The organism is Amycolatopsis rubida (genome assembly GCF_900115345.1).
Classification (GTDB): Bacteria; Actinomycetota; Actinomycetes; order Mycobacteriales; family Pseudonocardiaceae; genus Amycolatopsis; species Amycolatopsis rubida.
Map to the genome: position 1 here is coordinate 432,653 of NZ_FOWC01000005.1, position 19,627 is coordinate 452,279.

The 19,627-nt window shown below is 69.7% G+C and carries 18 protein-coding genes and 1 pseudogene; 11 read left to right on the forward strand and 8 right to left on the reverse strand.

Annotation, left to right across the window (positions count from 1 at the left end; genetic code table 11):
- Positions 1 to 102 precede the first annotated feature (102 nt).
- The 6 genes from BM362_RS22490 to BM362_RS22515 all read left to right on the forward strand — a co-directional run bounded on the left by BM362_RS22490 (position 103) and on the right by BM362_RS22515 (position 9,016).
- Positions 103 to 1,533: an RNA polymerase sigma factor gene (locus tag BM362_RS22490; protein WP_093574406.1), complete on the forward strand. Its 1,431-nt coding sequence runs from the start codon at positions 103 to 105 to the stop codon at positions 1,531 to 1,533.
- Positions 1,534 to 2,148: 615 nt separating this feature from the next.
- A complete protein-coding gene (locus tag BM362_RS22495; RefSeq protein WP_093574407.1) occupies positions 2,149 to 3,126 on the forward strand; it encodes an ABC transporter permease in 978 nt (325 codons plus the stop codon).
- Positions 3,126 to 4,139 (forward strand): ABC transporter permease, encoded by a 1,014-nt coding sequence (locus BM362_RS22500; protein WP_093574408.1) that lies wholly within the window; start codon positions 3,126 to 3,128, stop codon positions 4,137 to 4,139. Before BM362_RS22495 ends, BM362_RS22500 begins: the two co-directional genes overlap by 1 nt.
- Entirely contained in the window at positions 4,136 to 6,268 is a 2,133-nt protein-coding gene (locus tag BM362_RS22505) for an ABC transporter ATP-binding protein (protein WP_093574409.1), read from the forward strand. The genes BM362_RS22500 and BM362_RS22505 overlap by 4 nt, the downstream gene beginning before the upstream one ends.
- A 40-nt stretch (positions 6,269 to 6,308) precedes the next feature.
- A complete protein-coding gene (locus tag BM362_RS22510; protein ID WP_067579483.1) occupies positions 6,309 to 8,000 on the forward strand; it encodes an ABC transporter family substrate-binding protein in 1,692 nt (563 codons plus the stop codon).
- Between the two features lie 80 nt (positions 8,001 to 8,080).
- Positions 8,081 to 9,016: a DUF3592 domain-containing protein gene (locus BM362_RS22515; RefSeq protein ID WP_208865292.1), complete on the forward strand. Its 936-nt coding sequence runs from the start codon at positions 8,081 to 8,083 to the stop codon at positions 9,014 to 9,016.
- 98 nt (positions 9,017 to 9,114) lie between these two features.
- On the opposite strand, the gene BM362_RS22520 is transcribed toward BM362_RS22515, so the two are convergent.
- The 4 genes from BM362_RS22520 to BM362_RS22535 are packed head-to-tail and all read right to left on the reverse strand — an operon-like array spanning position 9,115 to position 11,270.
- A complete protein-coding gene (locus tag BM362_RS22520; protein ID WP_093574411.1) occupies positions 9,115 to 10,092 on the reverse strand; it encodes a phosphotransferase family protein in 978 nt (325 codons plus the stop codon).
- 21 nt (positions 10,093 to 10,113) lie between these two features.
- Positions 10,114 to 10,491 (reverse strand): hypothetical protein, encoded by a 378-nt coding sequence (locus BM362_RS22525; RefSeq protein ID WP_093574412.1) that lies wholly within the window; start codon positions 10,489 to 10,491, stop codon positions 10,114 to 10,116.
- A 9-nt stretch (positions 10,492 to 10,500) separates the two neighbouring features.
- Positions 10,501 to 10,704, reverse strand: coding sequence for a hypothetical protein (locus BM362_RS22530; protein ID WP_067579491.1), 204 nt, complete (start codon positions 10,702 to 10,704; stop codon positions 10,501 to 10,503).
- Positions 10,701 to 11,270 carry a hypothetical protein gene (locus BM362_RS22535; protein WP_067579494.1) on the reverse strand — a complete coding sequence of 190 codons (570 nt, stop codon included), beginning with the start codon at positions 11,268 to 11,270 and terminating at the stop codon, positions 10,701 to 10,703. The genes BM362_RS22530 and BM362_RS22535 overlap by 4 nt, the downstream gene beginning before the upstream one ends.
- Positions 11,271 to 11,360: 90 nt before the next feature.
- Between BM362_RS22535 and BM362_RS22540 the strand changes: the two genes are divergently transcribed.
- Genes BM362_RS22540 through BM362_RS22550 form a run of 3 tightly spaced genes read left to right on the forward strand, consistent with a single transcriptional unit; the run spans position 11,361 to position 14,699 of the window.
- Positions 11,361 to 12,575: a sensor histidine kinase gene (locus tag BM362_RS22540; protein ID WP_244287236.1), complete on the forward strand. Its 1,215-nt coding sequence runs from the start codon at positions 11,361 to 11,363 to the stop codon at positions 12,573 to 12,575.
- Positions 12,572 to 13,225 carry a response regulator gene (locus BM362_RS22545; RefSeq protein WP_067579496.1) on the forward strand — a complete coding sequence of 218 codons (654 nt, stop codon included), beginning with the start codon at positions 12,572 to 12,574 and terminating at the stop codon, positions 13,223 to 13,225. Before BM362_RS22540 ends, BM362_RS22545 begins: the two co-directional genes overlap by 4 nt.
- A gap of 40 nt (positions 13,226 to 13,265) precedes the next feature.
- Entirely contained in the window at positions 13,266 to 14,699 is a 1,434-nt protein-coding gene (locus tag BM362_RS22550) for an APC family permease (RefSeq protein ID WP_093574413.1), read from the forward strand.
- Positions 14,700 to 14,701: 2 nt separating this feature from the next.
- On the opposite strand, the gene BM362_RS22555 is transcribed toward BM362_RS22550, so the two are convergent.
- Positions 14,702 to 15,208: an NAD(P)-dependent oxidoreductase gene (locus tag BM362_RS22555; protein WP_244287237.1), complete on the reverse strand. Its 507-nt coding sequence runs from the start codon at positions 15,206 to 15,208 to the stop codon at positions 14,702 to 14,704.
- An 85-nt stretch (positions 15,209 to 15,293) separates the two neighbouring features.
- On the opposite strand from BM362_RS22555, the gene BM362_RS22560 reads away from it, so the two are divergent.
- The gene (locus BM362_RS22560; RefSeq protein ID WP_093574414.1) at positions 15,294 to 15,578 is read left to right on the forward strand and encodes a winged helix-turn-helix transcriptional regulator; all 285 of its coding nucleotides are present in this window, start codon (positions 15,294 to 15,296) and stop codon (positions 15,576 to 15,578) included.
- A gap of 47 nt (positions 15,579 to 15,625) precedes the next feature.
- Here the strand turns inward: BM362_RS22560 and BM362_RS22565 are convergent.
- From BM362_RS22565 to BM362_RS22575, 3 genes and pseudogenes are all read right to left on the reverse strand, one after another.
- Positions 15,626 to 16,380 (reverse strand): annotated as a pseudogene (locus BM362_RS22565) (DUF6885 family protein).
- Positions 16,368 to 17,720: a type I glutamate--ammonia ligase gene (locus BM362_RS22570; protein WP_167545389.1), complete on the reverse strand. Its 1,353-nt coding sequence runs from the start codon at positions 17,718 to 17,720 to the stop codon at positions 16,368 to 16,370. The pseudogene BM362_RS22565 and the gene BM362_RS22570 overlap by 13 nt, the downstream one beginning before the upstream one ends.
- Positions 17,721 to 17,778: 58 nt before the next feature.
- Positions 17,779 to 18,579, reverse strand: coding sequence for an EamA family transporter (locus BM362_RS22575; protein ID WP_093574504.1), 801 nt, complete (start codon positions 18,577 to 18,579; stop codon positions 17,779 to 17,781).
- A gap of 341 nt (positions 18,580 to 18,920) precedes the next feature.
- On the opposite strand from BM362_RS22575, the gene BM362_RS22580 reads away from it, so the two are divergent.
- Entirely contained in the window at positions 18,921 to 19,100 is a 180-nt protein-coding gene (locus BM362_RS22580) for a DUF7455 domain-containing protein (protein WP_037358805.1), read from the forward strand.
- Positions 19,101 to 19,627 lie beyond the last annotated feature (527 nt).

The window sequence follows — 19,627 nt, forward strand, 5'->3', positions numbered from 1 at the left end:
TGCGGAGGCAAAACCGCAGGCCGAGGCGTGTTCCCCGAATGTGAGGCAGCTGAGGTGGCGACATCTCGGCTCGTCATGATCGACCGCTGCGAAAGGGCGTAAGTGGCAGCCGCAAGAACCGCAACCCGAAGCGGGACGAAGACAGCGACCGAAGCCGGCGAGCCGGCCGACGAGGCAGCCACCGGAGCGGCGAAGTCCCCGGCGCGCAAGACCGCCGCGAAGACGGCGGGCGCGAAGAAGACTCCGGCCAAGAAGGCTCCGGCGAAGAAGGCCGCCGCGAAGGGTCCGAAGACCGACGACGGCGATCCCGACGGCCCGGTCGACCTCGACGAGGCCGAACTCGACAGCCCGGACCTGTCCGATCTCGAAGAGGTCGAGGTCGACGTCGTCGACGAGACGGTCAACGACGCGTCCGACGACGAGGAGGACGACGACTCCGAGGACGAGGCCGAAGCGAGCGAGGGGGCCGCGGGCGCCGCGACGTCCACCGCCGCCCGCCGCCGCGCGACCGCCGCCGAGAAGGGCGGCAAGTCCTCGGACAACCCGGACTTCGTGTGGGACGAGGAGGAGTCCGAGGCGCTGCGCCAGGCGCGCAAGGACGCCGAGCTCACCGCGTCGGCCGACTCGGTCCGCGCCTACCTCAAGCAGATCGGCAAGGTCGCGCTGCTGAACGCCGAGGAGGAGGTGGAGCTCGCCAAGCGGATCGAGGCGGGGCTCTACGCCGCCGAGCGCGTGCGCACCGCCGAGGAGGAGGGCGAGAAGCTCGTCACCCAGATGCGCCGCGACCTCAAGTGGATCGTGCGCGACGGCGAGCGGGCCAAGAACCACCTGCTGGAGGCGAACCTCCGGCTCGTGGTGTCGCTGGCCAAGCGCTACACCGGCCGCGGCATGGCGTTCCTGGACCTGATCCAGGAGGGCAACCTCGGCCTGATCCGCGCGGTGGAGAAGTTCGACTACACCAAGGGCTACAAGTTCTCCACGTACGCCACGTGGTGGATCCGCCAGGCGATCACCCGCGCGATGGCCGACCAGGCGCGCACCATCCGCATCCCGGTGCACATGGTCGAGGTCATCAACAAGCTCGGCCGCATACAGCGCGAACTCCTCCAGGACCTCGGCCGCGAGCCGACGCCCGAGGAGCTCGCCAAGGAAATGGACATCTCGCCGGAGAAGGTCCTGGAGATCCAGCAGTACGCGCGCGAGCCGATCTCGCTGGACCAGACCATCGGCGACGAGGGCGATTCGCAGCTCGGCGACTTCATCGAAGACTCCGAGGCGGTCGTCGCGGTCGACGCGGTGTCGTTCACGCTGCTGCAGGACCAGCTCCAGTCGGTGCTGCAGACGCTGTCCGAGCGCGAGGCGGGCGTGGTCCGGCTGCGCTTCGGCCTCACCGACGGCCAGCCGCGCACCCTCGACGAGATCGGCCAGGTCTACGGAGTCACGCGCGAGCGGATCCGGCAGATCGAGTCGAAGACGATGTCGAAGCTGCGCCACCCGTCGCGTTCGCAGGTGCTGCGCGACTACCTGGACTGAGCTTCTCCGGTTCCCGCGAGAAACCCCGCCCCGCACTCCGCGGCGGCGGGGTTTCTGCGTTTTACCGACAACGACGCCCGCGGCATCGGCCCGGCATTTCCGCGAAATCCTTCCTTCGTCTGACCACAGTGGACGCCGGCCAGTCCGGAAAACTCGGAGACACCGGGTCCCGATGCGAATTACGCTGCGCCGCAAGAGTAATTCGCGCAGTGCGTCGCGGCGGGCGAACGTGCATCCGAACGTGCGGCTCGCGGAGCCTCGGAGCGGCGAGCGTCGCGCACGTGTCCGTTTCCCGTTCACAACCGTTCACCCGGAACCCCGGAACCGTTCCGGAACACTCATCGCCGGTGCACGGTCGCGCACCCACCGCGACACTGGGACCCGGGCAAGGGGCTAAAGTCGGTTGTTCTCCCCCCGAACGCGAAAATCGTGATTGTTTGGTTGCCTGAAAACGAAGATCGCACCGGCTGATCGCCATTAGGCTGCGCCCACAACGAGCGTCAGTATTGGAAGGCAGCACCGCCCAGTGTTTTCGACGAAAACTCAATCGCGAGCGAGCCAGGGATGCCCGGCGGCGCGGAGCGGATCCTCCGGCCCCGGTGAAGCGAGGCAACTGTGATCGGGTTCCTCCTCCGCAGACTCGTCAACTACATCGCCCTGTGCCTCGTCGCGACCTTCGCGGCGTTCTCCTTGGCGTCGCTGTCGTTCAGCCCGCTGGACGCGCTCAAGCTGCGCAATCCGCCTGCTCCGCAGGCGACCATCGACGCCAAGGCCGCCGAACTGCACCTGGACCAGGCGATCCCGCACCGGTTCTTCACCTGGCTGGGCGGCGTGTTCCAGGGCGACTTCGGCCGCACCGTCGCCGATCAGGCGATCACCGACGAACTGTTCCGCCGCGCGGGCGTGAGCCTGCGGCTGTTCCTGCTCGGGATCACGATCGGCATCATCATCGGCGTGCTGGTCGGCGTGATCAGCGCGATCCGGCAGTACAAGATCAGCGACTACATCGCCACCACGTTCTCCTTCGTGGTGCTGTCGACGCCGGTGTTCGTGATCGCCACGATCCTCAAGGCGGGCGCGCAGTCGGTCAACGACAACCTGATCGACGGCTACCAGTTCTTCATCGTGCAGGGCGAGGGCGGCGCGGTCGACGGCGGTTTCGGCGACGTCCTGCTCGACCGGCTGCAGCACATCATCGTGCCGACCCTGGCGATCGTGCTGACCCAGGTCGCCTACTACAGCCGCTACCAGCGTTCGGCGATGCTCGACGTGCTCGGCTCGGACTTCCTGCGCACCGCGCAGGCCAAGGGCCTCACCCGCAGGCGCGCGCTGTTCAAGCACGGCCTGCGCACCGCGCTGATCCCGATGGCGACGCTGTTCGCGTTCGGCTTCGGCCTGCTCATCACCGGCGGCGTCTTCACCGAGAAGATCTTCGGCTGGTACGGCATGGGCGACTGGCTGGTGACCGGCATCCAGAAGCAGGACACCAACATCGTCACCACCGTGACCCTGTTCATCGCGATCTGCGTGCTGCTCGCCGGCTGGCTCGCGGACGTGCTCTACGCCGCGCTCGACCCGAGGGTGAGGATCTGATGGCCGCCCCATTGAACGAGGCCGACCTCGCCGACTCGGCCGTCGCCGCCACCGAAACGGAGACCGGGCAGCAGAGCGGGAAGTCCTCCAGCCGCGGCAGGCTCGTCTCCCGCCGGTTCTTCCGCAACAAACTGGCCGTCGCCGGCCTGGTCGTGATCCTCCTGTTCTACGTACTGGCGTTCACCTACAGCTGGTATTCGCCGTGGGGCTACGACGAACTCGACCCGGCCTCGACGCTGATGCCGCCGGACGGCACGCACTGGTTCGGCACCAACCAGATCGGCGGCGACATGTTCGCGCAGACCATGCGCGGGCTGCAGAAGTCGCTCACCATCGGCCTGCTGGCCGCGCTGTTCTCCACCGGCGTGGCCTCGATCGTCGGCTCCGCGGCCGGGTACTTCGGCGGCTGGACCGACCGGGTGTCGATGTGGGTCGTCGACCTGCTGCTGATCCTGCCGCCGTTCCTGATCATCTCGATCCTGTCGCCCGCTTTCCGCGGCAAGACCTGGCTGATCCTGGTCGGCCTGATCGCCCTGTTCCAGTGGATGATCACCGCCCGCATCGTCCGCGGCATGACGCTGACGCTGCGCGAGCGCGAGTTCGTGAAGGCCGCCAAGTTCATGGGCCAGTCCCCGTGGCGGATCATCTTCAAGCACATTGTGCCGAACATGGCTTCGCTGCTGATCATCGACGCGACGATCAACGTCGGTGTCGCGATCATCATGGAGACGTCGCTGTCGTTCTTCGGCTTCGGCGTGCAGGCGCCGGACGTTTCGCTGGGCACGCTGATCTCGGCGGGCTCCGACGCGGTCCGCACGTTCCCGTGGCTGTTCTACATCCCGGCCGGGTTCCTGGTGTTCACCGTGCTCGCGGTGAACTTCGTCGGCGACGGCCTGCGCGACGCGCTCGACCCGTCGTCCAGCCGGTCGCGGCGCAAGGAACGCAAGCGGATCAAGGAAAACACAGCGAAAACGTCCTCTTCTTCGCCGCAGACCGTGGGAGCAGAAGCATGAGCGCCGCACTCGAGCTGAGCGCGGAAACGGGCAAGCCGACTGGCACCGTGCTTGAGGTTTCCGACCTCGAAGTGTCCTTCCCGTCCGAGTCCGGCCGCGTGCACGCGGTGCGCGGGCTGAACTACCAGGTCGCCGCGGGCGAGGTGCTCGGCATCGTCGGCGAGTCCGGTTCGGGCAAGTCGGTGTCGTCGCTGGCGGTGATGGGACTGCTGCCGCCGCAGGCGCGCGTGTCGGGCTCGATCCGGTTCCAGAACAGCGAATTGATCGGCAAGTCCGACACCGAATTGTCGAAGATCCGCGGCAAGAAGATCTCGATGGTCTTCCAGGACCCGCTGTCCGCGCTGACCCCGGTGTACACCGTCGGCGCGCAGATCGCCGAAGCGCTGCTGGTGCACGGCAGGGGCACGATCACCAAGCAGCAGGCGAACAACCGCGCGGTCGAACTGCTCGACCTGGTCGGCATCCCGAACGCGGCGGCGCGGGCGAAGGCGTTCCCGCACGAGTTCTCCGGCGGCATGCGCCAGCGCGCGGTGATCGCCATCGCGATCGCCAACGACCCGGACCTGATCATCGCCGACGAGCCGACCACCGCGCTCGACGTGACGGTGCAGGCGCAGGTGCTGGAGGTGCTGAAGACCGCGCAGGAGGTCACCGGCGCGGGCATCGTGATCATCACGCACGACCTCGGCGTGGTCGCCGGGTTCGCCGACCGGCTGATGGTGATGTACGCCGGGCGCGCGGTCGAGCAGGGTCCGGTCGAAACTCTCTACGCCCAGCCGCGGATGCCGTACACGCTGGGCCTGCTCGGTTCGATCCCCCGCGTCGACGCGCGGGAGAAGCAGCCGCTGGTGCCGATCGAGGGCCAGCCGCCGTCGCTGGTGAACCTGCCGCGGGGCTGCCCGTTCTCGCCGCGCTGCCCGCTCGCGATCGACGCCTGCCGCACGGCTGAGCCGGAGCTGTTCACGATCACGCCGGGCAACCCGAACGCGCCGGTCGACACGACGCACCGGGCCGCCTGCATCCGCACCGAAGAACTCGCCCGTCCCGAAGCGGACGCCGCCGAGGTCTACGGCGCGGAGGTGATCGAGGAGGCCGCGGTCGCGTCCCTGCCGCGCACCCAGCGCTCGACCGTGCTGGACGTGCAGGACCTGCAGAAGCACTACGCGGTCAGCAAGGGCACTGTCTTCAAGCGCAAGGTCGGCGTCGTGCGCGCGGTCGACGGGATCACCTTCGACATCGTCGAGGGCGAAACCCTGGGACTGGTCGGCGAATCCGGCTGCGGCAAGTCGACCACGCTGATGGAGATCCTTGAGCTGGCGGCCCCGGCGCACGGTTCGGTCGCGGTGCTCGGCAAGGACGTGGCGAAGCTCGCGGGCAAGGACCGCAAGGCGATCCGCCGCGACCTGCAGGTGGTCTTCCAGGACCCGATGGCCGCGCTCGACCCGCGGCTGCCGATCGGCGACATCATCGCCGAGCCGATGGTGACGCACGGGTTCTCGAAGGAGCGCATCGACCAGCGGGTGCCGGAACTGCTCGGGCTGGTCGGGCTGCGTCCCGAGCACGCCGACCGGTACCCGGCGGAGTTCTCCGGCGGGCAGCGCCAGCGCATCGGCATCGCGCGGGCGCTCGCCCTGGAGCCGAAGCTGATCGTGCTCGACGAGCCGGTGTCCGCCCTCGACGTGTCGATCCAGGCCGGCGTGATCAACCTGCTGGACGAGCTGAAGGCCAAGCTGGGCCTGTCGTACCTGTTCGTGGCGCACGACCTGTCGGTGGTCCGGCACATCGCCGACCGCGTGGCCGTGATGTACCTCGGCAAGATCGTGGAGATCGGCGACGTCCGCACGGTGTTCGAGGCGCCGCAGCACCCGTACACGCAGGCGCTGCTGTCCGCGATCCCGATCCCGGACCCGGCCAAGGAACGCGAGCGCGGCCGGATCATCCTCACCGGCGACCTGCCCAGCCCGGCGAATCCGCCGTCGGGCTGCCGGTTCCGCACCCGGTGTTTCGTCTTCTCGCAACTGTCCGAAGAGGACAAGCGCAAGTGCGTCGATGTCGAGCCTCCGCGCGAATCCCGCGCGCAGGACCACGACGTCGCGTGCCACTACGCCAAAACCCGCGAAGTCGTGTAGCCACGATCCGTTGGCACACCAGAAGAAGGAAGGTAAACACATGCGACGGAGAATGGCCGCGATCGTGGCCCCCGTTGCCGCTCTGGGGCTCCTGCTCGCCGCTTGCGGCGGAGGCAGCGGCGGCGGCGACAAGGGTTTGCAGGACGCAGGCACCACGGGCGTCAAGACCTCGGACATCAACGAGCAGCCGCTGGACAAGCTGAAGGACGGCGGCGACTTCAAGTGGCCGGTCGACCAGCTGCCGGACAACTGGAACTACTACCAGGTCGACGGCACGGTCCTGGACGGCGCGAACATGTTCGGCGCGATCCTGCCCTACCCGTTCCCGCAGAACGCGGACGCGACGGTCGGCCTGGACAAGAACTACCTGACCTCGGCCGAGATCGTCAGCAAGGACCCGCAGGTCATCGAGTACAAGATCAACCCGAAGGCCAAGTGGAGCAACGGACGCCAGTTCTCCTGGGAGGACTTCAGCGCGATGACCACCGCGCTGAACGGCAAGAACACCGCCTACCAGGTCTCCAGCACCACCGGCTACGAGGACATCGCCAAGGTCGAGAAGGGCACTGACGACCTCGACGTCAAGGTCACCTTCGCGAAGAAGTTCGCGGAGTGGAAGTCGCTGTTCTCGCCGCTGTACCCGAAGGAGGCGATGGCCGACGCCACCACCTTCAACAAGGGCTGGGCGCAGAAGGCGCAGATCACCGCGGGTCCGTTCAAGATCAAGAACGTCGACTACACCGCCAAGACCGCGGTGTTCGAGCGCGACCCGAACTGGTGGGGCGACAAGCCGAAGCTGGACACCGTGACCTACAAGGTCGTGGACCGTCCCGCGCTGGCGGACGCGTTCGCCAACGGGCAGATCGACTTCTACAACCTGAACAACGACATCAACGCGTTCAAGCGGGCCCAGTCCGACCCGAACGCGGTCGTGCGCCAGTCGACCTACCCCGACTACACGCACATGACGCTCAACGGCGCCTCGTCCTCGATCCTCGCGGACAAGGACCTGCGGCTGGCGGTCATGCGCGGCGTCGACACGGTGACCATCTCGAAGTCGATCCTCGGCCAGATGCAGAAGGACACCACGCCGCTGGGCAACCACCTCTACCTCAAGGGCTCCAAGACCTACGAGGACAACAGCGGCCAGTACAAGTTCGACGTGAACGCGGCCAAGGCGGAGCTGGACAAGCTCGGCTGGAAGCAGTCCGGCGACCTGCGCGCCAAGGACGGCAAGCAGCTGAAGCTGCGCCTGGTGATCCCGTCGGGCACCCCGATCAGCCAGCAGACCGGCCAGATCCTGCAGTCGCAGATGAAGGCGATCGGCGTGGGCATCGACATCGTGGCGGTCCCGTCGGCGGAGTTCTTCAAGAACTACGTGAACGTCGGCAACTTCGACCTCACGCTGTTCCGCTGGATCTCGAACTCGTTCCCGATCGGCGGCAGCAAGGGCATCTACTACCTCGACCCGAAGAACATCAACCAGAACTACGGGCACATCGGCAGCGACAAGCTGAACCAGCTGCTGGACACCGCCGCGCAGGAACTGGACGACACGAAGCGGGCCGCGGACATCAACGCCGCGGACAAGGAGATCTGGGCGCTGGGCCACCAGCTTCCGATCTTCCAGTCGACCGGTGCCTTCGCCGTTCGCAAGACGCTGGGCAACTTCGGTTCGCCGGGCTACGCGAACAACCCGTACGACTACACCAAGATCGGGTTCGTGAAGTAATCCTCCCCCAGCGGGGAACGAAGGAGCGGCGCGGACTCCCCGCGCCGCTCCTTCCTTTGTGGACAGTTAAGGTGATCCCTGTGCGGAAGTTCCTGCAATTGCGGCCGGTTCGGCACATCCTGGTGACGAGTGCGGTCGTGCTCCTCGCGTGCGCCGCGGTGTTCGTGGTGCAGCTGCTGGAGTTCAACAGCACCCGGCCGCGGCTGCAGGGACTGACAGCGACCGCGGCCGGGATCGTCGCCCGGGTCGACGGCAGCACGGTCACGGTGCGGTTCCCGGTGCCGAACCAGCCGGAAGCGAACGCGGCGGTCGAACTGGACACCACTCCCCCGCCGCCGGGCACGAAAGTTCCGGTTCGCTACGACCCGTCAGCCCCTTCGCGCGCGGTCACGACCGGTGCTTCGGCATTGGTGACCGCCGACCGCGCCTCGACGTACGCGACGGTCACGGTGGTCGCGGTGCTCGCGATGCTTGCGGTGAACGGATTCCTGCTCTTCACGCGGTTCGTGCAGCCCTCTCGGCGCAAGGCGGGTACTTCGGTGCTGATGCGGCGGGTGAAGGTGCAGCGCGGGCTGCTGACGCGGTCGTGGCTGGAGACCGACACCGCCACGCCGCGGTGGATCCCGGTGTACTTCTCGCCGACGCTGATCGGCCTGCCATCGCCTTCGCGCGTCGAAGTGCTGGGCGACCTGCGCACGGACCGCCACGTCGCCGTCCGTCTCGACGGCGAGGTGCTGTACCCGGCGGGCTCGGTGCGCACTGGCGAACCTCGCGGCCGCCGGCTGGACAACCCTTCCGAGCCGGACGAGCAACGCACACTCGCCGCGGCCACGCCGGTGCGGCTTGCGCGGCAGTTCCGTGCTGACCTGCCGGTGCTGGCGGTCGCTCCGGTCGTGGGCGCGTTTTGGGCGCTGGTCGACGGCAGCGGTTTCGCGGGCTGGCTGACCGTCAGCGTGCTGATCGCCGCGTTCGGGTTCTGGTGGGCCGCGCTGCGCGGCTCCGACCCGTCCCTCTGACTCCAGCGCTCGCGTCGCCGCCCCCGCGATCAGCTCAAGCCGCAGCGGGGGTCGCACATCACGGCTGCGGGGAAACCCCGGGAACGTTTGCGGGCAGGTCAGGCTCCGGACTCCAGCGCCGCCAGGATTTCCGCCAGCTCCGGATACGACTCCTCGACCTTCCCCTCCTTGCCGAGCCGGTACCGCTCCAACCGCACCGCGCCGAGGTGGCGGGCTTCGTAGTACAACGCCCGCCGCCGCGCCGGCGGGGATGCGTCCGGCCGGCCGTAGGTGTCCCAGAACGAGTCCCGCTTCGAGCCCGTCTTCGCTGACGCCATGCGGATCGTCCAGTCCGCCGCCGGGTCGCCCCACCAGCTGCGGTCGTGGTCGAAGACTCCGACGATCTCCAGTTCCGGGGTCAGCATCACGTTCACGTGCCACAGGTCCCCGTGCAGCAGGCGCGGTTCGGTGATCTCGTCGAGCAGCGCGGCGTCGCGCCTCGCCCAAGCGGCCACCGCGCGCAGGTCCGCTCCGTCGAGGCCGAGGTCTTCGACGTCAGCGGCGTTGTCCTCGAAGTACGCGATCAGCGCTTCGCTCCAGGTCGCGAAATGCGGTCCGGCCACGAGGCCGAAGCCGGGCCCGCGCACGTCGTGGACGGTGCGGGTGATTTCGCCGAGCTGATGGAAGTACGGCGTCCGCTCCCGCGGCTCGAAGCCAGCGAGGATTTCCGGTCCGGGCGCTCCGGGGAGAACGGCCTGCAGCACGTAATCGCGGCCGATGACCTGGTGGGTGAAGTCGGCGGCGAGCGTGCGCGGCATCAGCGGCGAGATCGGCGCGAAGTACGGCGCGGCAAGGTATTCGTTGCGCATGAACTGGGGCTCGATCCGGGTCTGGCGCGCCGGTTCCGGGGCGACGCGCAGGATCGCCGGGCCGTCGGCCAGCTCCACCCGGTAGGTGTTGTTGTACCCGCCCCATCCGATTTCGACGGCGGACCGCACACTGCTGCCGAGCGCACGACGGCAGAGCAGTTCGATCTGGTCGGCGGAGAGGGGTTGCTGGAACGCGTCCGAGGGCCGGTGTTGAGGCTGGAAGTCCACCGGGGCATCTTGGCACTCCGTTCAGGACAGCACGAATCCTTTACGGCTCAGCGAATCCTCGATCCGCAGCCGTTCGAGGTCCCGGTCGGCGCCCTCGCGCACTCCGCCGAGCCGGTGTTCGACGCCGATCTCGCGGCAGGCGGTGACGAGCAGTTCGTCGTATGCCTGCCGGGTGCCGATCCGGCGCGCGGCGGGCGTTCCCGAGGGAAGCTGCGCGAGCGTCCGGCGTACCCGGCGCAGGTCGGCGGCCACCTGCTCTACCGGCGGTTCGGACGGTGCGGGACCGGCGCGTCGCCGACGCAGCCAGCGGTAGGCCGCCGGAAGGCGGAGGGCAGCCCAGAACAACGCCGAGGGTGCCACGCTGACCACGGCGAACAGCAGAACCGGACCGGCCGCCATGCCCCGAGTCTAGCCGCGGCGGCGGTTGCGCGCCCGGTTCGCGAACAGCACCGCCACACCCGCGCCGAGCAGGACGATACTGGCGATCACGTGCAGCTGCGGCGGCAGCACCTGCAACTGCAGGAACCAGCTCGGGTGCCTGGATCCGGCGATCCGGTTGATCAGCCCGCCCGCGCCCTGCACCACCAGGAGAACGCCGATCAGCTCGATCATCGCGACGCCTCCTTTTTCGGCGCTGAGGAACCGAAAATCTCCTGCCACAACGGCCCGAAGACGAACCACAGTCCGGTGAGCGTGCCCAGCCGCGGCAGCCAGCCCCACAGCGGCTCGACGTGGCCCGGCTTGCCGACCACCAGGATCGCGAGCAGCAGCAGCCCGGCGCTGATCGCGGAGGCCAGCACGCATTTGCCCCATTCGCGCCATTCCTTGCGGACCTTCGCGCGTCCGTACAGCTTCTCCGGACGCGGCCCGCCGGCGAACCGGTGCGCGAACCGCACGTCGGCCCACTCCACCATCGACGGCCCGAAGACCACCGAGAAGCCCAGGTACACCGCGGCCAGCCCGTGCGTGAGGTTCGGCTTCGCGCCGTTCATCAGGTCGATCACCGTGATCACCAGCAGCACCAGGTCGACCGCGGGCACCAGCGCCAGCAGCACGGTGCTGGCCTTCTGCTTGCGCAGCGCGTACCGGGTCAGCAGCCCGGCCGCGATGAAGACCCAGAACCCGATCTCGCACGCCACGATGGCGGCGGTCATCGGGCTGTTCACAAGCTCGTCCATGGCTCCACTGTCGCGGGCGCGGGCGGCCGCGCGCGTCAGCGGACGGCACGATCGGGGGTCATCATTTCGTAGGACGACCGGGCCGCCGCGGTGTGCTGTCATGGTCGGGTGCGCCTGCGAGACCTCCGCTCGGCCCTCCCCCGGCCGCGCGAACTGCCGCCGTGGCAGCAGAACGGCCTCGTCGCGCTCGCGGTGTTCGCCGGCGGCACGATGCTGTACCTCGCCGGCAGCCATCGTCTGCTGCCGAACGGCGACCCGGTCCCGCTCTGGATCCGGTTCGCCGAACTCGGCGCGATGTGCCTCGCCGCGTTCCTGCGCCGGAAAGTACCGTGGGGGCTGCTGGCCGCCACCGGAATCGTCGGCGTCGACGTCGCGCTGGGCCTGTCGCTGCCGATCGTCATCGCGTACACGGATTTCCTGTACTCCGCGATGCTGCACGGCTCCCGCCGGACGACCCGGGTGCTGGTCGGCGTGACCGCCGCCGGCACGCTCGCCGTGCTGTTCGCGTTCCTGGCCGCGGCGGGCTGGCGGGCGGCGGCCCTGGGCGCGTTCAGCATGCTGTCGTTCCTGCTGGTCCCGGTGTGGTGGGGCGCGAATGTGCGCCAGCAGAGCGATATCGCGGCGTCCGAACGCGCCAACGCCGAACAGCTCGCGACGATCGCCGCGCTGGACCGGCGGGCGGCGGTGACCGCCGAACGCGCGCGGATGGCCCGCGACCTGCACGACGTCGTCGCCGGGCATCTGTCGGCGATCGCCATCCAGTCGGAGGCGGCACTGTCCATGGCGGACGATCCGAAGACCGCGCAGACCGTCCTCGTCGCAGTGCGGGAGAACAGCGTGCGCGCGCTGGAAGAAATGCGCGCGATGATCGGCCTGCTGCGCTCGGAATCCGCGGAGCACGAGGTGACTGCTCCGGCCCGGCTGGCCGAACTGGCCAGGCTGGTGGAATCGGCGCGCGCGGCGGGCATGACGGTGACCGTGGATTCCACTGTGGACGAAGAACTCGCGGTGCCGACCGCGGTCGACCTGACCGCCTACCGGATCGCGCAGGAGTCGCTGACGAACGCGGTCAAACACGCGCCGGGCGGCCGGGTGAGCGTGCGGCTTCGAGCGGCCGACAGCACGCTGACCGTCGAAATCGGCAATGAACTGCTCGGCGCGCCGACCCAGTCCGGCAGCGGCGGGCACGGTCTGCTGAGCATGCGCGAGCGCGCGCACGCCGTCGGCGGCACCTTGCGAGCGGGTCCGTCCGGGCCGCGCTGGCTCGTCCAGGCCGAACTTCCCCTCGCCGGAGAACCCTCATGACCATCCGAGTCCTCGTCGCCGACGACCACGGCGCCATCCGCGCCGGGCTCGCGCTCATCCTCGGCAACGCCGAGGGCATCGAGGTGGTCGGCGAAGCCGCCGACGGCGAGGTCGCGCTGCGCCAGGCCCGCGCGCTGCGGCCGGACGTCGTGCTGATGGACGTCCGGATGCCCGGCACCGACGGCATCACCGCCACCCGCGGGCTGATCGCCGAGGGACTCGCCGAAGTCCTCGTCCTCACCACCTTCGACCTCGACGAATACGTGCACGCCGCGCTGCGCGCCGGGGCCGCCGGATTCCTGCTGAAATCGGTGGAGGCGCCGCGGCTGATCGAGGCCGTCCGGCTGGTCGCGGCGGGCGAGGGCGTGCTCGCCCCGCAGGTCACGAAACGGCTGATCGCCGCGTTCGCCAGCACCCCGGCCGAGCGCTCGCCCGCGCCGACCGGGCTCGCGGACCTCACCGAACGCGAGCGCGAGGTGCTGGGCTGCCTCGGCGCCGGGCTCTCGAACGCCGAAATCGGCGCCCGGCTGCACATCGGCGAGGCGACGGTGAAAACGCACGTGTCCCGGGTGCTCGCCAAGCTCGGCCTGCGCTCCCGGGTGCAGGCCGCGATCCTCGCCCAAGACCATGGCATTGAGCCACCCGGCTGACCGTTCTGCGCATCCGCGCGCGACCTTCTAACGTTCCCCCATGGGTGAGCGGAGAACTCTCGACGTCGACGAAGTCCTCAAGCGGCAGGAATCCGGCGAGCTGAAGCGGCGGCTCAGAGGGCGCGACCTGGTCGGGTTCGGCGTCGGCATCATCATCGGCACCGGGATCTTCACCCTCGCCGGGGTCGAGGCGAAGACGCACGCCGGGCCGTCGGTCACGCTGTCGTTCGTGATCGGTGCGGTGGTCGCCGGCCTCGCCGCGCTCTGCTACGCCGAACTGGCCTCCAGCGTGCCGACCGCGGGCAGCGCCTACACCTACGCCTTCGCCACCCTCGGCGAGGTCTTCGCCTGGATCATCGGCTGGGACCTGCTGCTGGAGTTCGCGCTCGGTGCAGCCGTGGTGTCGCGCAGCTGGTCTGGCTATCTCGCGAACCTGCTCGGGCTGTCGCCGGACTGGTTCGGCGAGAGCGCGACGGTCAACGTCGGCGCGGTGCTGATCATCGCGGTGCTGACGGTCGTGGCCGTGGTCGGCATCAAGGAGTCCTCGTGGCTCACGAACCTCCTGGTGCTCGTCAAGGTCGCGGTCTGCGTGCTCATCCTCGCCGTCGGCGTGTTCTTCGTGAAGGGCTCGAACCTCACCCCGTTCATCCCGCCCGCGCAGCCGCCGTCGAGCAGCGCGAACGCGTTGCACCAGCCAGTGGTCCAGGCCGCGCTCGGGCTCGAGCAGTCGGTGTACGGCATCGCCGGCATGGTCACCGCAGCGGCCGTCGTGTTCTTCGCCTACACCGGCTTCGAAGCGCTCGCCAACCTCGGCGAGGAGACCATCAACCCGCGCAAGGACCTCCGCATCGGCATCCTCGGCGCGCTGGCCGTGTGCGCGGTCCTCTACATCGGCGTCTCGATCGTGCTCACCGGCATGGTCCACTACACCGACATCGACTCCGGCGCGCCGCTCGCGGACGCGTTCGACCGGGTCGGCCAGCACTGGGTCGGCGCGCTGATCTCGCTGGGCGCGGTCACCGGGCTGACGTCGGTGATGATGGTCGAACTGGTCACGATCGGCCGGATCGGCTTCGCGATGGGCCGCGACGGCCTGCTGCCCAAGGCGATCGGCACGGCGCACCCGCGCTGGGGCACGCCGCACCGGATGACCATCGGCGGGGCCGCGCTGATCGCCGTGCTGGCGGCGTTCGTGCCGATCTCGGCGCTGGCCGACATGGTCAGCATCGGCGCGCTGTCGGCGATGATCATCGTCGCGATCGCGGTGCCGGTGCTGCGCAAACGCCGCCCGGACCTGAAGCGGCCGTTCACCGTGCCGTTCTCGCCGGTGGTGCCGATCATCGCCGCGGTGGCGTGCTTCTACCTGATGCTGAACCTCGACGTGATGACCTGGCTCCGGTTCGCCGCGTGGCTCGTGATCGGCCTGCTGATCTACTTCTTCTACGGCCGCAAGCACTCCCGCTTCGCCAAGTAGGTTCAGGCCACTGCCAGGTGCACGCGGTGGTGCCGCGGGTTCTCGATCTCGCCGAGCGAGGCCACGGCGAAATCGGCGTACGAGATCTTGGCGGAGAAGGCGAAGCGCTCGCCGATTTCGTACCGGCCAGTGCGGCCTCCTTCGCGGTCGAAGGCGCCAGGCTGACGTACACCCAGTCCAGCCCGGTGCCTTCGCCGCGCAGCACCTCGAACCCCGCTGCGTGCGCCGGGCAGAAGGGCCGGAACCCGGCCGCGACCAGCCCGGGCCTGCGACAAACCGGTGACGAGAGCGTGTGCGGCGTTGGTGAAGAACGCGTGCGGGTCGATGCCCTCGCCATAGACCGCAGCCGCGTTGACGACCGCGTCGTGCGGCGAGGGCGGCGACATCTGCCGCGCTGATGACGTCGCCGGCAACGACGTCGGCCAAGTCGCGGTAGCGCGCGGGATCGCGGACCACCGCGGTGACCTCGTGCCCGCGCCGCCCGCCCCGAAAACAACGATCTTGCTCATCGTGGGAATACCTCCTGGAGTGTGGATGCTCCGGAAGGCAGCCAGGGGGCCGGCTCCCTCCGGGATACTTCGAGAGGAGACCGCGATGACCGGTCGGCAGCCCTTGCCTCCGGACCTGTTCGAGGAGCCGTTCCGGTTCGGCGACAAGTGGTCCGCGCTGGTGATCCGCTGCCTGGAGGACGGGCCTCGCCGGTTCCCCGAACTGCGGGTGCCGCTGCACCGGGTCACGCCGGTGCTGGCCCGGACTCTGCGCGGCCTCGAACGCTCCGGCCTCGTCTCCCGCACGGCGCACGCCGACCCGGCGTCGGGCGTCGAATACGCGCTGACGGCGCTGGGCCGCAGCCTGCTGGAGCCGATGAAGGCGGTGTAGGGCCGGGTCGCCGAGCACTGGGAAGAACTGCTGGACGCGCAGGAACGCTACGACACGCCGGTGCGCAGCCCGGCGTAGGAAACCGCCTGCGCCAACGCCTCCGCGTGCCGGGAATCCGCCACCAGCAGCACCGATTCCAGCCCCGCCGCGACCCACTCCACTGGCTGGTCGTGCACGCCGTTGTCGCCCAGCTCGCGGTAAGTGTCCACAACGGACAGCAGCGTCCCCTCCGCGCCGAGCCGGACTCCGGCGATCAGCACGTGGTGCGGCGCGGGCGGCCGCCACCGGTTCGTCCACAGTGGAGGGATGCCGGTGTCGAGATAGTCCAGCAGCGCGCGTTCCGGGGTGTCCGGCGCGCCGAGTTCCGCCGGATCGAGCCGCGCCAGCACCGCCACCCGCGGCAATTCCCACAGGCCCAGCAGCAAATCCGAGACCGTTGAAGCGGTCCACTCCCCCAGCGCCGGAACCACCGCGAGCCGCTCCCCCGACAGCGTCCGGATCGCCCGCGCCAGTCCGGCCGACGAGGTGCCCGCAGCCGTCTCGTCGAACGGCACCGGAAGACGGAAGTCGTCGCGGGACAACGCACCCGCTGGACGGCTGGTCGCCGCGCGCACGGTCCCCGCCGCGATCGCGACCTCGTCCTGGTCCGGTACGCGATGTCCGCCGCGCGCAGTGCCGCGAGTCCGGTGAAGGCCGCCGCCAAACCGTCCTTCTGCGGCAGTTCCGCTCGGGCTTCGGCGACCAGGCGCGCCCCGCCGGGAAGCCAGTGGACGTCGGAAAGCCCCGTGTTCAGTACCGCCACAGATGCGCCGCCACGATCTCCTCAGGCGCCCGCTCGGCGGCCCACGCCGCGTCCGAGGCGCGCACCGCGCGGAACGCGCCGAGCAGCTCGTCCCCCAGCGCCCCGGACACGCGCGGATTCGCCAGCAGCGCGGTGTCCTGTTCGGACGGACTCGCCGGCAGCGGCAGCACGCCCGCGGTGTTCCGTTCCCCTTCGCTCCAGCCGCCCGGGTCCTCCGCGATCGGCTCCGGCAGCACCGCCGCATCCTCGATCCCGGCCATCCCCGCGGCGAGCACGACAGCCAGCGCGAGATACGGGTTGGCCGACGCGTCCGACGTCTTCAGCTCGACATTCGCGTGCTCCGCTCCGAGCAGCGCCGTGCCCGGGACGTACCGCAGCGGCGCTTCGCGGTTCTCCACGCCCCAGAACGCATACGCGCCAGCGAAAAACCCGGGCCGCAACCGCATCGTCGAAGGGACGCTCGGTGCGGTGATCGCCGTCAGCGCGGGCAGATCCCGCAGCAGTCCGCCGAGGTACGCCGCGCCTTCGCCTTCCGGAACGCCGTCGCCAGCCAGGAGGTTGCGGCCTTTGCGGCGGACCGAAGTGTGCAAGTGCCAGCCGTTTCCCGCTGCTCCGAGGCCGATCATCGGCGCGAAACTCGCCACCAGCCCGTGCGCGTGCGCGGCCGCGTGAATGGTCTGGCGCGCCACAAGCTGATCGTCCGCGGCGGACACCGGATCCGTGGCGGCGAGCGACAATTCCAGCTGTGCCACGCCGTATTCCGCGTGCAGCTGGCCGATCTGCAGCCCGTTCGCGGCGAAATCGTGCAGCAGCGCGGCGATGAAGCCGTCGAGGCCGATCAGCGCGTGCGGGCTGTACGCGGGTCCGCGGTGTCCCGGCGCGGACACGACGTCCTCGCTGCCCGCTGGCGCGACGGAAAACTCCAGCTCGTACCCGGCCCGGAATTCGAGACCACGCCGCGCCGCCTCGGCGACCTGCCGCTCCAGCACGGAACGCTGGCAGTACGGCCACGGCGAACCGTCCGCGGCCAGCTGCCGCACCGGCGCCCAGGCGAGCGCAGGCTGCCCGGCGAGCCTGCGGAGGCGTTCCACGACCGGCAGGAGCCGGATGTCGCCCGACGGCGTGCCGAGGCCGGAATGGGCGTAGGTGATGGCGTCGTGGCTGTCGAAGACCGCGAACAGCGAGGTCGCGCCCACGCCGCGGACGGCCGCGTCGGCCAGGCCGCCGACCGGGACCACGCGCGAGCGCGGGATGCCGTTGTTGTCCGCCCAGGCCAGGTGGACGCCGCCGACCCCCGCCGCGGCCAGGTCCTTCGCCGCCGCCGACGCCGCCTTGGTCATGGCAACCTCCTCGGCACCAGTATCGCGGGCCCGCGCCGTCCGGGCCATCCGCGAATGTTCACCCCGGCGGCTCAGCGACCGGCCCGGAGTCGTCACGGCCGCGCAACGCCACCCCGGCGACGACGGCGAGCGTCCCGATCGCTTCGACGACGCTCGGCACCTGCGCGAGCACCAGGAACCCGACGACCCCCGCCGTCACCGGCAGCAATGCCAGCAGCACCGCGAACCGCGCCTGCCCGAGACGGCGCAGGACCACTTGGTCGAGCGCGTACGGCACAACGGTCGACAGCACGCCCACGCCGATCCCGAGCAGCAGCATGCGTGGCGAACCCCACACTTCCCCGGTGCCCAGCGCGAGCGGCGACAGCACGAGGGTCGCCACCACGAACCCGACCGCCAGCGAATCCAGCCCGTCCCCGCCGAGGGCGACCCGCTTGCCGAGCACGATGTATCCCGCCCAAGCAGCCGCCGCGGCCAGCGCGAACACGACGCCGAGCGGACTGCCCGCGATCCGCACATCGGCGATCGCGACCACCCCGAGGGCCACCAGGACCAGCGCGATCAGATCCCGCCGGGTCCGCGACCCGATCGCCGCGACGACCACCGGACCGGCGAACTCCAGCGCGACCACCGTGCCCAGCGGCAGCCGCGCGATGGCCTCGTAAAAGACCACGTTCATCCCGGCAGTCACGACGCCGAAAGCGCCCGCGAGCAGCAACCGCCTGCCCCGCCAGGCGGCTTTCGGCGGCCGCCGCCACAGCACCAGCACGACGGCCGCCCCGAGACAGCGCAGCCACGCAACCCCGGAGGGCGTGGCGTGCCCGAAAAGGTCGACCGCGATGGCCGCACCGGCATACATCGAAATTCCGCTGAGAACGAACAAGACCGGCGCCGGAATCGCGTTCACGCGTTTCCAGGAGAGTGCAATGCCCACTCCCGCATGGTGCCTGACCACGGAAAACGCCCCGCGCCGGGTGGTCTGGTCCTACGGGGTGGGACGCCGTTGCGGCAACCGGGCTAATTCGGCGTGACGCACCTCCCACCGGCGCGGGAACACTTGCGGGCCGCCAAACGTCTGCAAGAGTGGAAGCACGAACACCGCGGAGCCGGAAGCGATCCCCGCCGAAGGCATCGAGACCGAAGTGGGCGTAGCTGGATCGAGGCACCGGGCGACCGGTGCCGGGACGGAGGGAGACCCCCATGACAACACCGACGCTCACCCGCCCCGAATTGACCGCAGCCGACCGATGCGACCGGTGCGGAGCAGCAGCTCAGGTACGCGCTGTCCTCAGCTCCGGAGGCGAGCTGCTCTTCTGCGGGCACCACGCCCGCGAGCACGAGGCCAAGCTCAAGGAACTGGCCGCGGAGATCCAGAAGTAAGTTCGCTCACCGACAGGCAGCTCCCCGGAGGCGGCAGGCGCAGGCGCGCTGGCCGCCTCCGGTGTTTTTCAGGGCCTGTTCTTTGGGCGGAGGGCAGGCCGGAAGCCTCGGCTCCCCCGCCCCGCCGCGATTCCCCGCCCCGCCGCGCCGAGACGGCCCGCCCGAATGCCGCATTCGGCTGCACCCGATGCACCCAACGCGGCGTTCGGCACGTCGAGCGCACCCAACACGGCATTCGCTGCGTCGAGCGCACCCAACGTGGCATTCGGCGCGTCCCACCCGCCCGACGCGGCACGGGGCGAGGTCAAACGGCACCCTGGCACCGCCTCAGCCGCCCCAGGCATTCCCACCGGCATTCCTGCCGCCACCCGCGCTCGCCGTGCCCGCTGCCTCCCAGCACGCCCCCGGACCGCATCAGCCAAACGTTCCCCTCACGGAACGTCAAAGAGCCCTAAACCCGCACCAGTGCACTCACCCAGCCGAGGCACCCAGCCCTCCCCCAACCCCGATACGAAGCCCCCCTGCGG